The organism is Pseudovibrio sp. Alg231-02, assembly GCF_900143565.1.
Classification (GTDB): Bacteria; Pseudomonadota; Alphaproteobacteria; order Rhizobiales; family Stappiaceae; genus Pseudovibrio.
The window spans coordinates 181,720-194,954 of sequence record NZ_FREX01000009.1; the positions used below are offsets into that span (position 1 = coordinate 181,720).

The 13,235-nt window shown below is 51.2% G+C and carries 10 protein-coding genes; 3 read left to right on the forward strand and 7 right to left on the reverse strand.

Translation table 11 applies throughout. The features are described from left to right. Window positions 1-5: 5 nt before the first annotated feature. Window positions 6-983 (reverse strand): zinc-dependent alcohol dehydrogenase, encoded by a 978-nt coding sequence (locus tag DHN43_RS21420; RefSeq protein WP_108819975.1) that lies wholly within the window; start codon window positions 981-983, stop codon window positions 6-8. A gap of 114 nt (window positions 984-1,097) precedes the next feature. Between DHN43_RS21420 and mdoH the strand changes: the two genes are divergently transcribed. Continuing rightward, entirely contained in the window at window positions 1,098-2,972 is a 1,875-nt protein-coding gene (gene mdoH / locus DHN43_RS21425) for a glucans biosynthesis glucosyltransferase MdoH (protein ID WP_108819976.1), read from the forward strand. Between the two features lie 211 nt (window positions 2,973-3,183). Here mdoH and DHN43_RS21430 read toward each other — a convergent pair whose 3' ends face one another. Next, entirely contained in the window at window positions 3,184-4,335 is a 1,152-nt protein-coding gene (locus tag DHN43_RS21430) for an OpgC family protein (protein ID WP_063286622.1), read from the reverse strand. A 100-nt stretch (window positions 4,336-4,435) separates the two neighbouring features. Beyond that, a complete protein-coding gene (locus DHN43_RS21435) occupies window positions 4,436-5,821 on the reverse strand; it encodes a tetratricopeptide repeat protein (RefSeq protein WP_063306157.1) in 1,386 nt (461 codons plus the stop codon). A 466-nt stretch (window positions 5,822-6,287) separates the two neighbouring features. Between DHN43_RS21435 and DHN43_RS21440 the strand changes: the two genes are divergently transcribed. Both DHN43_RS21440 and DHN43_RS21445 read left to right on the forward strand, forming a co-directional pair. Next, complete coding sequence (locus DHN43_RS21440) at window positions 6,288-7,493, forward strand: YeeE/YedE family protein (protein ID WP_108819977.1); 1,206 nt, start codon at window positions 6,288-6,290, stop codon at window positions 7,491-7,493. A 113-nt stretch (window positions 7,494-7,606) separates the two neighbouring features. Continuing rightward, window positions 7,607-8,131: a DUF302 domain-containing protein gene (locus tag DHN43_RS21445; protein WP_063286625.1), complete on the forward strand. Its 525-nt coding sequence runs from the start codon at window positions 7,607-7,609 to the stop codon at window positions 8,129-8,131. Window positions 8,132-8,200: 69 nt separating this feature from the next. On the opposite strand, the gene DHN43_RS21450 is transcribed toward DHN43_RS21445, so the two are convergent. The 4 genes from DHN43_RS21450 to DHN43_RS21465 form a co-directional block, all read right to left on the reverse strand. Next, complete coding sequence (locus DHN43_RS21450) at window positions 8,201-9,838, reverse strand: thiamine pyrophosphate-binding protein (protein WP_108819978.1); 1,638 nt, start codon at window positions 9,836-9,838, stop codon at window positions 8,201-8,203. A gap of 2 nt (window positions 9,839-9,840) precedes the next feature. After that, window positions 9,841-11,124: a CaiB/BaiF CoA transferase family protein gene (locus DHN43_RS21455; protein WP_063286627.1), complete on the reverse strand. Its 1,284-nt coding sequence runs from the start codon at window positions 11,122-11,124 to the stop codon at window positions 9,841-9,843. 197 nt (window positions 11,125-11,321) lie between these two features. Further along, window positions 11,322-12,152 carry an alpha/beta hydrolase family esterase gene (locus DHN43_RS21460; RefSeq protein ID WP_208987960.1) on the reverse strand — a complete coding sequence of 277 codons (831 nt, stop codon included), beginning with the start codon at window positions 12,150-12,152 and terminating at the stop codon, window positions 11,322-11,324. Window positions 12,153-12,312: 160 nt separating this feature from the next. After that, the gene (locus tag DHN43_RS21465) at window positions 12,313-13,098 is read right to left on the reverse strand and encodes a potassium channel family protein (RefSeq protein ID WP_108819979.1); all 786 of its coding nucleotides are present in this window, start codon (window positions 13,096-13,098) and stop codon (window positions 12,313-12,315) included. Window positions 13,099-13,235: the final 137 nt, after the last annotated feature.

The following is a 13,235-nucleotide window of genomic DNA, read 5'->3' on the forward strand; positions in this document are numbered from 1 at the left end:
TAAAATTAAGTGTAAACAATGGGTTGACATAAAGTATCTTTCTTGCCTGAAAGAACGTCTTTCAAATCCTTCGGCGCTTTTTCAAATTCGATGGGAGGCGCGAGCAAAGTATCGAGTACGTCATCTTTCAGAAGAGAGATTGCCGCCTCCATTCGCCTGCGGTGCGTCCAGCGTGGCCTCATGATGGGAGCAACCTGACCGACTTGAGACGAGATAAGACTAAGGCGCTGACTGTGAAAACTCCCGCCAAGAACAAGGCCGGAAGGGCGCGAGCCATACCAGGACGCCTCCACAATTCTGGCTTCTCTCCCTGCAATTCGGATCGCAGTGTTCAAGCCAGCTTCAGAGGCGCTGCAATGCACGACAACATCTTGATTTTCGGGAGCAACTTCCGGCAAGGAAAATGCGCAGGAAAACTCGTCTGCAATGTCCTGCCGCTTCGGGTTGACGTCAATCATAGTCACGTGCGCACCTGCGATGCGAGCGCAAAGATAGCCAACCAGCGAGCCAACAGTGCCAGCACCAACCACGGCAACGTTGGAGCATGGCAGAATAGCTGCATCCCACATGATGTTCAGCGCTGTTTCCATGTTTGCTGCCAAAGTGGCTCGGGTGCTCGGTAAATCACAAGGAATAAGATAGAGCGCATCTGCGGAGAGCAGAAAGTTGTTCTGGTGCGGAAAAAGAGAAAAAACGCGTTGGCCCGCTTTTAAATTATCTTTTGTTTCAATCACTTCAGAAACGTTTGCGTAGCCGTATTTAACAGGAAAGGGAAAGGTCCCTTCCTGAAACGGAGCTATCATTCGTTCCCGCTCGCTCACTGGCACATCGCCACGATAGACAATGGCCTCCGTACCTCGGCTGATCGCGGAAGCATGAGTTTTTAAGTAAACACGGTTACCAGATGATTTAGAGAGTTTTTCCTCTCTTATTTCAATGGTTTGAGGCGCAGTGTACCAAAGCGCTCTGGCTAACTCAGACAAGAAACGCGCTCCCCGGATCGCTAAGTTTTCACAAATATACTCTAGGGAAACGTGAACAAAGGAAACTAGCAGAAATGTAGGTGCCTCTAAAAACAATAATAATTTGGGTAGGACATGACAAAACAATCACGGGTTCCTGAAGAGAACGCCCGCACTAGTCTTGTTGACCAGCTGCTCTCCACCAACATCATCGACAAGCATCAGGAAAATAAGCGCTTATTCAGGCGCAGACTGATCTTTGGAGGGCTCGTTCTAACCTCTTTAGCAGTGTTGACCACCATCATGTCACTCACACTGTTCCTCAACGGTTTTGCCCTTTCAAAAGTCGTGATGCTTCTCGCATTTCTGGTAACCTTACCATGGCTCGTCATCGGTTTCTGGCATGCTGTCATTGGCTTGATGCTCATGAGATTTTCTTCAAATTCCACCGCTCAGGTATACGCTGGCACGCCGCTGGGTACACTTGACCTAAAAAAGCCTTTGCAGAATAAGCAAACCGCCTTGCTTTCCTGCGTGCGAAACGAAGATTCACCTGAAGTGGCTGCGAAGCTGGAAGCGATGCTTCAAGATCTGGATCGTCTGGAAAAACTCAACGGCTTCTCTCTCTATATCCTGAGTGACAGCAATGATCCTGAGCATATCCGGCAAGAAATGCGGGAGTTCTCCCTACTGCGGGCACGATGGCAAAATCGGATTGAAGTGCTTTATCGTAGACGTGAAAAGAATACCGGCTTCAAAGCAGGAAATGTCGAAGATTTCTGCCGCAACTGGGGGACACGGCATGAATATGCGATCACGCTGGATGCTGATAGCTTCCTCTCAGCAGAATCCCTATGCCACCTTGTAAGCAAAATGAATGCAAATCCGCGTCTGGGTATTTTGCAAACACTTGTTCTGGGACTTTCAACCAACTCGTTCTTCACCCGTGTTTTCCAATGGGGTATGCGTTTGGGAATGCGCTCCTACACGCTTGGCGCAGCGTGGTGGCAAGGCTCGTCAGGTCCGTATTGGGGACACAATGCGATTTTTCGCATAAAGCCCTTCACGCAGTTCTGCATGCTGGAGCCTCTGCCAGGAAATGACGCATTGAGCGGCCCGATCCTCAGTCATGATCAGGTTGAAGCTGCGATGATGGCAGACGCGGGCTATGAGGTGCGCGTATGGCCGGTAGAAGGTGGCAGCTATGAAGAAAACCCACCTCATTTGATCGAGTTTATCCGCAGAGATCTGCGCTGGTGTCACGGAAACCTTCAGTACTTTAAGTTGCTCAGAGAGCCCGGGTTTAAGCTTTTGGGACGAATCCAACTTGGCCTTGCAATCCTCATGTTTGCTGGCTCTCCGGCATGGCTCGTTTTTATCGCAATGGCGATTTTAACCGCATCTGTTTCCGCGCCCGAGACGATAACATTCGATCCGTTTTACGGCACGATCCTGATTGTGGCCATCATGAGCATGGTCTTTGCACCCAAACTTGCGACGCTTGCCCATGTCCTGACAGTTCGGAACGAACGCCGGGATTATGGCGGCTCTTTCTCGGTGTTTGTCAGTGCATTCTTCGAGCTGGTCTATTCCATGTTGCTAGCACCAGTCATGGCAATTGCGCACAGCATCTTTATTGCACAACTGTTCGCAGGACGAAAAACGCAATGGGGAGGGCAGGAAAGACAACCCCATGGTATTCCGTTCCTTTTGGCAGTGAAGAAGTTCTGGCCCCAAACTCTTTTCGGCCTTTGCGGTGTGATTTGGATGATGGATTATACCTTTGCAGATACGTGGCTTCTGCTTCCGGTAATCCTTGGACCATTGCTAACAATACCGTTTGCAATGATCACCTCAAAACCAGCGCTCGGTATGTACTTTAAACACTCCGGACTTTGGCTGTTGCCTGAAGAAAAGAAAACACCGCTTGAACTGCAAGGCCTCAATAAAGAGCAGCGCCGTGTAGAGTTGGAACTTGCCAAGGCAAACCGAGCTGCGGTCACGCGATAAAAGAATAAGCTGAAGGTGGTGAGAGCCGTCAGGTTTCCAGGAAAAAGCCGGTTGCGTAAATAGCACGCAACCGATTTTCTGATTTCTAGGTTTCTATTGAACTGGCAAAGCTACAGCGTATCTCCGAAAAGTGGAAGCCGGTTTTCAGATAAAGATACACAAAAACAAAGACTAAAGCAGTTCAGGTGTTCCAACTTAAATGCGAACTGCTTTAGGAAGCTGGTTTTTCCTTTGGCTTTCTCCATGGCTCACCCTTAAACCATGCCACGGTATAGGCGACGGCAATTAAGCCTGCAAAACCAAGCAAGTTTGCCATGATTCCACCTGTGACCGTGCCTTTCAAACCGAGCTCATCCCGGAAGATTGCAATGCCCTGCGCAAGAATGAGGCTTGCAAGGAAAACAGCGAGAGACTGTTGGCCTACCTTCTTGATGACCCGGACAACTTTGCCACCAAAACCGCCCATGAGCAGCCGTTGCCCGCCTTCTCCAACAGCTACCCACGCCACATAAGCAAGGGCTAGGAAGTGGATGTAGCGCAGGAGGCCCATCTCGGATTTTACGGTGAGGTCGCTGATATCATTTGCAATTCTGCGGAGCTCAGGCACCTCATTGAGAATGCGGAAGTAAGCAAACGGAATCGTAAGAATAATAATCGAGGCGCTCAGGAACAAGAGACGTTTCTTGACTGGAGGAGCCGGAATCCAGCCCTTGATGAAGGCAAATCCAGTAAAGAACAGCAACTGCCATGCAAATGGATTGAAGAACCAACGGCGATCGGACCATGGCTCAGCAGGGAAATCCACCAGTCGGAAGGTTGCGATCAGCCAAAATGCAATGATGATTGCTGCAACCGCACCTCGTCCGGCCTTGTAATAGGCAATCATGATCACCGGCAACATCGCAAGGATCACCAGATACATTGGCAGAATATCGAAGTAGTTCGGCACATAGGTAAGGGTCAGCAAACCTGGCAGCTGGAAGATCGGATCTTCGAAGAAGTGCCAAAGGTTCAGCTTCCCGACATAGTCGTCGCTGGTCCAGCCGTTGATTTGCAGGAAGGCAAGCATGCCCGCAACGGCGAGGAACAGGCAGATATGGGCCCAATAAACTTGCCAGACGCGATAAAGAACACGCGCGCTGCCCATGACCAGGCCATGCAGTTCAAAGACGCGCCCGAAGGCAATTGCGGAGGCCATGCCAGAGCAAAACACAAATATCTCGGTTGCATCGGAGAACCCGAAACGCGCCGGAATCCAAAGAGCCCACCCGTTTGCAGGAAGGTGGGCTATGAAGATGATGAACATTGCGATCCCTCGAAAAAAATCGAGGCGTGGATCTCTTGGTCGGCTGGCCGTTTTCATAGGGGTCGGCGGTATACTGTGCTGGTTCACGATGTCTCTGAAACTAAAAACTATAGATGATGAAATGCAGCTCCGAAATCCCCCGAAGCTGCACCTCCATTTATCCCATACGGAATCGTAGGTGTTCACTTTGCATGAGGTCGGTGGCTTCCGTCATGCGAGTTGCTTGAGCCATGCGGGTTTCACCATAGGTGTCTGATCCGCCTCTCAAGCGTGTGCGCTCATCAATCATCCGTTTTGCTTCCTGGCAAAGGCCAGCGCGCAAAGCGGCTTCAATGGTGAGGCGTTCAAATACATCACGCTGAGCATGACTGCCACCAACGGTACGCAGCAGCGGGCGTGCTTCTGCGAGGTGGTGGTAAGCGCTGAAGTAATTGCCGTTCTTGAACTGCATCAATCCAGATGCTGTTGGAGAACCGGCTGTTTTGGTCACGAGACCCATCTCGTTGGTGTCTTGTTCGCCAAATGTGCGCATTCGAGTCAACAGGCGGTCAGAGGACTGACGACGGTTGTCTCCCAGCAGAGCAAGCATGTAGTGCAAGTCTGCGAAAACATTACAGGAATCGTCGACACGCTTTTCGCTGATGCTCGCCAGCTCTTCCCAGCGGTTACCTACCTTGATGCCCTCAAGCTCAAGGCGAACCAGCATGGAAGCTGCGTTGGAGATATCGCGATAATCGTCTGTGTGATCTTTACGGAACTTTTGGTCATAGAGCTCGAAAACACGCTCAACATTGCCACGATCAAGGTGCAGCAGCGCAAGGTGCCACCAAACGTGATAACCAAAGTTGTTGCAGTGTTCCCAAGCCTTTGGCTGGTCATCAAGCCATTTGATGCCTTCTTCGGTCTGGCCGGTCATGTCCAGCACGTGGGCAACTGCATGCAGGCCCCAGGCATCATCATGTTGAAAAGCAACGGCTTCTTTGCCGATCCGTTCAGCCCGGTCAAAATCACCAGTCTCTTCCAGCGCAAAGGAGTAACAACCGTGTACATAGCCTTTTGCGATATGGTCGTCTTCATAAGACGAGATCACACCTTCAATCGAGGAGCGCATGCGGGATGGCTGGCCAAGAACGAAGCGAATAGCGTGGACGAGCTTCAGAAGGAATGCATCGCGTGGGTATTTAAGAAGCAGTTCGTCAAGGCGATCAGCAGACTTGGTCGGCGTACCCTGAAGCCAGTCATTCAAAGCTTCAACAACAGCTTCTTCACGGTCCGTAATCTGTGTATCTCTGCGGCATTTATCAGCAATTGCATAAGCTTCAAAAGCAGTTGCTGTCATTTCGCGTCTGCCAAGCAGTAGGCAGAACAGGCCACGCGCGGCTTGAGCCAGAGCGAAGTCTGGATCGGCCTCCAGTGTTTTCGCAAGATGCTCCGGCGTTGCAGCACTATGTGCCAAAAACGCAAGAATAGTGTTGTTCCAGTGTGTTAATGCACTCTTATCGGAGAGTGTTACCGTGTATTCGAACTGGTCATCAATGCGCATGGATGCGACCCGTGGTTGAGGCGACCAGTATTTCGTGCAATGTGCAATCGCTTATGAGATAAGCCATTGGGTTTACATTACTAACGACACAGGTCTGCCAGGAAATCTGTTGATCAGAACCCTTTCAAAACTGGCGATGACGTTCAACACACAAAATGGTGTTTAATATCAGCAAGCTTTGTTTATGTAGAAAATATAGTTCAACCTCATGAAGAAATAGAAAACACTATTCTATTCACTAAGAAAAAATATGCGTCAAATAGAAGCTTACCTGTAAAAATCTACTATTATTAATAGTGATAATAAGTAAGATTTTAGATATTAAGTTCTATTATACCAGTATTTATTACCTTGTGATAATCTTCTGTTTGTCGGATGAAATAGTGTTCACTGCTTCTTGATTTTCTAGTTAGTCCCCACTGTGTAATGTCCTTACTCCAATTGAGACTAAGTACGTGGCGAATTCATGGCGAATACGAGTAGCTATCAACAAACAAAAATCGATCAACAGATTCAATCACCGCAATCTGTGATCGTCATCGGAGCGCTGGTCGCGTTGGCCGGTGTTGCTCTCTTGGGACTCCAGAACAACGGCTGGCGTGTTTTTGGCGGTGCTTTGATCGGTGCTCTGGCAGGCGTTGCGCTGTACCATACGAGCTTCGGATTTACGGCAGCATGGCGCCGTATTGTCACCCAGCGAAGAGGGCAGGGCCTTCGTGCTCAATTCCTGCTTATCTCATTGGTTTGTTTAATAAGTTTCCCACTCCTCCAATACGGTCCAAACATCGGCATACGCACCGGTGGCTTCGTGTTTCCATTCGGTGTTGGAGCAGCTGTCGGAGCCTTCATTTTTGGCATCGGAATGCAGCTCGGCGGAGGGTGTGGATCAGGCACATTGTTCACTGTCGGAGGCGGTTCATCACGCATGGTGATCACTCTTGCCTTCTTCATTTTGGGCAGCGTAATTGCAACAGCGCATCTTTCATTCTGGAATTCTCTTCCAAGATTACCGGCATTTTCGCTTGTGCGTGGCTATGGGGTCGTCCCTGCGCTACTGATCACCATTGTGCCACTTGTCGCCTTTGCGATATTCTCGGTGTTTATCGAGAAAAAACAATGGGGTGAACTAGAGAAATCCCGCAAAACCACCGGGTTTTTTCAAGGCCAATGGGGCTATGTTCTGGGTGCGTTGATGTTGGCGTTGGTTTGCGTTCTTACGTTCATTGTGTTGCAGCGCCCATGGGGCGTGACATCCGGCTTCGCACTCTGGGGTGCAAAGTTTTTCTATGCCATTGGTATCCCGGTAGAGACCTGGCCTTACTGGCAATGGCAGGTTGGGGCGATCAAAAGATCTGTCTTTGCCGATTCCACATCCGTCATGAATTTCGGCATTGTGCTCGGGGCTCTGATTGCAGCTGGGCTGGCCGGAAAGTTCAATCCGGTGAAAAAAATTAATCTCAGAGATGCTGGAACTGCAGTGATCGGAGGCCTCTTGCTCGGCTACGGCGCGCGCCTTGCTTACGGATGCAACATCGGAGCGTATCTCGGGGGCATAACCTCCGGCTCCATACATGGCTGGTTGTGGCTCGTCTTCGCCTTTGCCGGGTCTATGGTTGGAACCCGTGTCCGTCATTTGATCGGAATGGATCCTGCACCTGTTACCGCAAAATAGAAACCAGCTGCCGGATACGACTAAAACTTGGCCAATTAAAATCAAGGGAGCTTGAACAACAGCCTGTTCAACTCCCGCTTTTAAACTCATTTCATTACGAAAAGGATTGAACCATGAAACTCCTTACGGGGATGCTCGGCTTTGTTGGAACATTGATGTTCGTTATGGCCGCTTTTCAACCATCCCAGGCTCAAATCACCACAGAGCAAGCGCAGCAGGGCAAGGTGCTGCCGCGCAATGGCTGGCGGGTTATCGAAACCACCATGGCGATTGATGAGCTACTGGACTCCCTGAAAAAAGCCATTCGCGAAGAAGACATGCTGCTCGTCAGCATGGCAAGTGCCTCTCGGGGTGCTAAAGCAAACGGCTTCGAAATCCCTGGCAACTATGTGATTGGGGTTTTTCGTAACGACTTCGCCAGACGCATGCTGGCAGCAAGTGTGCAGGCAGGTATTGAGGCGCCAGTTCGCTTCTATCTGACGGAAAATCCGGATGGCACAGCAACGCTGTCCTGGAAAACACCGAGCTTTGTCTTCCAGCCTTACCGAGCCACAGCCTCTGAGGATCTGGTCTCACTGAGCGAGGAACTGGATGTGATCTTCCAGCGCATTGCAGACCGTGCCACAGACAACACCTGAGGCACTCTTTAGAAATCAAAAAAAGAGTGTGTCACCTTTCCCGCGACACACTCGAAAATGCAAATGGTTCTACAGCTTACCGTCGTAGGCTCTGCGGTCAATGCGGCAAGCAAGAACGGTGAAGGTATCGCGCTTCAGTGCTGCCTTCGCTTCTTTCTTAAGGCTCTCAGCATCATCCACCCAAACACCATGCCCGCCATAAGCGTCAGCAAGTGCAGGGAAGTTGGTTGCAGAGAAGTCCACGCCCAGATTAGGGTTCTGGTTCGCACGCTGCTTCAGCTCAATCAGAGACAAGCTCTCGTCGACCAGCACGCAGACAATAAACGGCACCTGCATATCTCGCAGAACCGCCAGATCACCAAGACCCATCTCCAGACCGGCATCACCTACAAACACAACAACCGGATCTTCCGGTTTTGCCATCTTATGCCCGATGCCAAGCGGCAAGGCACATGCCATCGTACAAAGCGCAGAACTCTGCAGCATTGTGCGCGGGTAGTGGCTCTCCCAGATTTGGCTTACCAGAATGCGGTGCGCACCACTGTCCGCAGTTGCAACAGTGGTATCCGGCAAGGCTTCCCGAAGGCCGTGGAACACAGTGGCTGGGCCCCAACCACTTTCTTCCGCAGTAAAGTCGGCCTTCAGCTTTTCCTTGGCTGGTGCGATACGGTCACGAAGCCAATCGCTCTCTTCTGGAACAATACCGGCCTCATCTTCTGGTGTCAGAGCCATCAGGGTTGGCTTCACATCGCCTTCCAGAGTATGGCTCACATGGTGCATGCCATGGCTGCGCAACACAGGCGTCAGCTCAATAACTGATGTCTCTTCACTCCACGGATTACGCCAGTTCACGCGCATTTCAATGGGGTCATAGCCGATCAGCACAACAAGGTCCGCATCAGCCAGCAAAGGCATCAGGTTCTTGTCAGCTTTGGGCGACAAACCTGCTCCACCAAGCGAAAGCTTATGGCCTTCAGGAATGAGCCCTTTGCCCTTGTAGCTGGTGATTAGCGGAATCTGGTAGGCCTCGCAGAACGCCTCAATCTCATTGCCTGCATCCACATTGACGGCATCAACACCAGCAATTGCGATAGGGCGTTGAGCAGAGCCTAGCAAATCACGCGCTTGCTCCAGCACATCACCAAATGGCAGCTGGGCAGCACGAACACCATAGTTCGGTGTTTTCTGTGTTTCGTCGCTTTCACCTTCGGCAACGGAGATCGGCACATCAATGTGCACTGGTCCCGGTTGACCAGACATGGCAATGGAAATTGCCTTGTCCATCATGGCATTCAGCGCACCCGGAGCTGCTTTGAAGCTGGCTTTCACAATAGGACGCAGCAGTTGCTGATGGTCCATCACCTGGTGAGTGTAGGTCTCAGCCTCAGCAGTATCTACGCAGCCTGTCAGGAAGATCAGCGGAACGCGATCCTGAAAGGCATTGGCAATCACGTTGACGGCGTTGGTCACACCCGGCCCAAGTGTTGCCAGCAAAACAACGGGGGCATCCCTGCCTTGGCGCGCAAGGCCATGCCATGCGCCTTCAGCCATAAAGCCACCAGCATTCTCGTGCTTCACCAGATTGAATTTCAAACCAGCAAGGTTCAGGGCATCCATAAGGGCCAGCACTTCGCCACCCGGAATCCCGAAGGCATACTGACTGCCAGCCTGATGCAGTTTTTGAGCAATAAGATCAGCGCCGCGCATAATTATGAATCTCCCAGTGACACGACACCGCGAGCAGCGAGATCGTCAATTTCTTCTTTGGTTTTTTGTAGATACTTGGTCAGCACTTCAATGCTGTCCTCGCCAAGGGTCGGCGGTGCCTTCCGGTATGTAACAGGCGTCTTGCTGTAATTGATCGGGTTACCAATCAAGCTTACCTGACCATCGTCAGATTGCTTGTGTGGCAGAGAAATCTTCATACCCCGATGCAGAATCTGCGGATCGCTGAACACGCCAGCCAGATCATTCACCGGACCACACGGAACGCCAACAGCCTCAAGTTCATCCGTCCAATGCTGGGCACCTTGTTTGATTGTGAACTGACGCAGCAAAGGCACCAGTTCAGCACGATTGCGCACGCGGTCAGCGTTGGTTGCAAAGCGAGGATCAGTGTTCAGTTCAGGACAACCCAGAATCTCACAGAAACGCTGGTACTGCGCATCGTTGCCAACAGCCACCATGAAGTCCTTGTCAGAGGCCGGGAAGGTCTCATAAGGCACGATGGTTGGGTGCGCATTGCCAAGCCGTTTTGGGATGTTGCCGTCAGTTAGATAGGAAAGGCCTTGGTTGATCAGCCATGCCACCTGACAATCCAGCAAGGAGATGTCGATGTGCTGACCTTCACCGCTTTTCTCGCGGTGGTGCAGAGCTGCCAAAATAGCGTTGCAGGCATACATCCCGCACATCACATCAGCAATGCCGACACCAATTTTGGTTGGGCTGCCACCTTCCTCCTCAGGAAGGCCCGTGATGCTCATGATCCCGCCCATGGCCTGAATCAGCGCATCATAGCCCGCTCTATGTGAGTAAGGGCCAGTTTGGCCAAAACCGGTAATGGAGCAGTAGATCAGCCGATCATTCTTCGCACGCAGGTCGTCATAACCGAGGCCCTTGCGGGCAAGGTCACCAACCTTGAAGTTCTCGATAACGATGTCAGCGGTCGCCGCCAGCTCTTTGAGCATCTCCACGCCTTCTTCAGAACGCATGTCGATGCCGAGAGAATGTTTGTTGCGGTTGGAGCTGAGATAATACGCGCTTTCGCCAGTATCCGCACCGCCTTTGCCTTTCAGGAAGGGAGGCCCCCATTTGCGGGTGTCATCCCCGCGTGTTGGGTGTTCAATCTTGATGATTTCAGCGCCCATATCACCCAGCAGCTGAGTGCAGGTTGGGCCTGCCAGAATGCGCGAAAGGTCAAGCACCACAAGGCCATCCAAAGGTCCTTTGGTGGTAGAGGACTGGTGCTGTTCACCGTCTACTAGAGAATTCAAACCGTCTAATCCATTGGTTTTGAGGCAAGATTGACCGCAAATGGAGGGTGACTGACCCTGTCATGTACAGCAATCCAGCAGATTTTGGAGAGACGTTAGAGCACTCAGAAAAGGCCCACCACAACAATCTGAAAAATCACACAGTATCGTGATGGCCCGTGAAATTTGAAGTTTCTACCGTGATGGACCTGTGGGTTTTACCAGTGCTTTGTGTTGGCAAGATCAAGCCATGCACGCCGGATCCAGTTGGCCTTCATGGAGTGTCCGCCATCATGCAGGCAAAGCTCAAGCTTCTCGCCTTTGGCAGACCACACATCACACTGCAACTCGCCAGCACTGATGGATGTCGGCTCGGTATCATAGAGACCAGCTTGCCGCTTCCAGACATCAAGACTGTCAAATACATCGGACTGACGCCAGTTCGCGCCAATCGCACGGCCCACCATCGGAACGGTTTTATCTTCAACCCCGTGGGTATGGTAAAGGTTGGTCAAAGGAGAAGGGCAGGCTGCTGGGATTGGATCCCAGAAGGCACCGGCAATCGGTGCGAAGCCAGCATAGTTCTCACCCTTGTAGCAGGCCAGATTCCAAACCATGGAACCACCCATGGAAAAGCCTGAGAGCAGGATCTTCTCACGATCAATCGGGAAGCGGTCAGAAACGTCTGTCAGCATCTCATCGAAGAACTTGAACTCGTCACGATCCTGACTTGGGGAGCCCGGATAGGACCAGGAACCGCCAATGCCCTGCGGGACAATGAGAGCAACGCCAAGCTCGTTTGCAAGATTACGCAAAGCTTTATTCTCGATGGCGCGATCAGCTTTGCCCTTCCACCCGTGCAGGTAGATTATGGCGCCAATCTGTTCATCATCAGCAGGAGAATCCGGAAGTGCAACATAGTATTCACCGCTCTCAACTTCACAGGGAGCAGTCACACCACAGGTCGCTTCCTCTGCCATTGTCGCATTGGGAACCAACCCGGAAATAACCACGGTAGCAAACGTAATCGCACTTGTAAGAAGGCTCATGCCCATTCCACTTCTTGCCGCTCTCTCGGATTAAACCTATTGAAACTCATGGATGAATCCAGGAATTGCCGAGATTAATTTTGTTTATGCTAACATACGCCTCAAGGGCGGTCTTACTCTCAAAATTGATGCCGTCATTTACAGCTTACCGCGAGAGGGCCTACTGCCATTCCCCTTCCGTGGGAATGTGCAAAGTATTGCCGCAATGCTTGCAGTGAACGGCGTCATTATCGTGACGATTAAGGCCACAATCAGGACAGGCATATTTTACTTTAGACGGACGGAAAATGGTCTGGATCAGCCGCAAAAACAGCGCCACACCAAACACCATGATGACGATTGTAATCCCGCGGCCCATCGTATCCGTCATGGTGATGTCGCCATAACCAGTCGTTGTCAGCGTTGTGACGGTAAAATACAGCGCATCCATGTAGGAGTTGATGTCCGGGTTCAGATGCGCCTCAATCACATAAACAATTGCACTCACCATAAACACGAAGACCAGCAGGTTCATCGCTGAGTTGATGATCTCTTCATGCTCTTTGAACCACGAGAACGTCTCCCGTAAATCCTTCACCACATGGTAAGAGCGCAGCAATCGCAACATGCGGATCACGCGCAAGAAGCCGAGGTTCTCGATGAGGGCTTCAGCAAACAAAGACAGGATCACAATGAGGTCTGCAATGGCCGTGCTGTCAAGCGCCGCTCGGGCAGGCCTCAGCGCAATTGTGAGGCGGAACCCGTAATCAATCAGCAGAATGAACCCGATGGCCCAGTCCAGCCGCGGGTAGCTCTCCAGCTGAGGAAGCGTTGCAGACAGCACGAAGTAGAGGATCGTGACCACATCAAACATCAGCAAGCCGATACGCCAGGAACGTCCAACAGTGGTCTGCCCGAAATACAGACGTCGCAAAGCGCCCCTGAAATCGGTTATTGCTTCCTGCATAAAATTAGATCCCTCAATCCCGATAGCGCGCCCAGATAAAATCTACTAGCAAATGTGGGCATTTCTGCAAAGTCACTCAAGCTCGTCACGCATAAACTTTCGTGTGAGCGACGCTGTCTTGACCCAGCAAGAAAACC

Coding starts and splice junctions, on each gene's coding strand:
- mdoH (WP_108819976.1), top strand. CDS start 1,098: ATGACAAAACAATCACGGGTTCCTGAAGAGAACGCCCGCACTAGTCTT.
- DHN43_RS21465 (WP_108819979.1), bottom strand. CDS start 13,098: ATGCAGGAAGCAATAACCGATTTCAGGGGCGCTTTGCGACGTCTGTAT.
- DHN43_RS21445 (WP_063286625.1), top strand. CDS start 7,607: ATGAAACTCCTTACGGGGATGCTCGGCTTTGTTGGAACATTGATGTTC.
- DHN43_RS21430 (WP_063286622.1), bottom strand. CDS start 4,335: ATGAAAACGGCCAGCCGACCAAGAGATCCACGCCTCGATTTTTTTCGA.
- DHN43_RS21450 (WP_108819978.1), bottom strand. CDS start 9,838: ATGCGCGGCGCTGATCTTATTGCTCAAAAACTGCATCAGGCTGGCAGT.
- DHN43_RS21440 (WP_108819977.1), top strand. CDS start 6,288: ATGGCGAATACGAGTAGCTATCAACAAACAAAAATCGATCAACAGATT.
- DHN43_RS21460 (WP_208987960.1), bottom strand. CDS start 12,152: ATGAGCCTTCTTACAAGTGCGATTACGTTTGCTACCGTGGTTATTTCC.
- DHN43_RS21435 (WP_063306157.1), bottom strand. CDS start 5,821: ATGCGCATTGATGACCAGTTCGAATACACGGTAACACTCTCCGATAAG.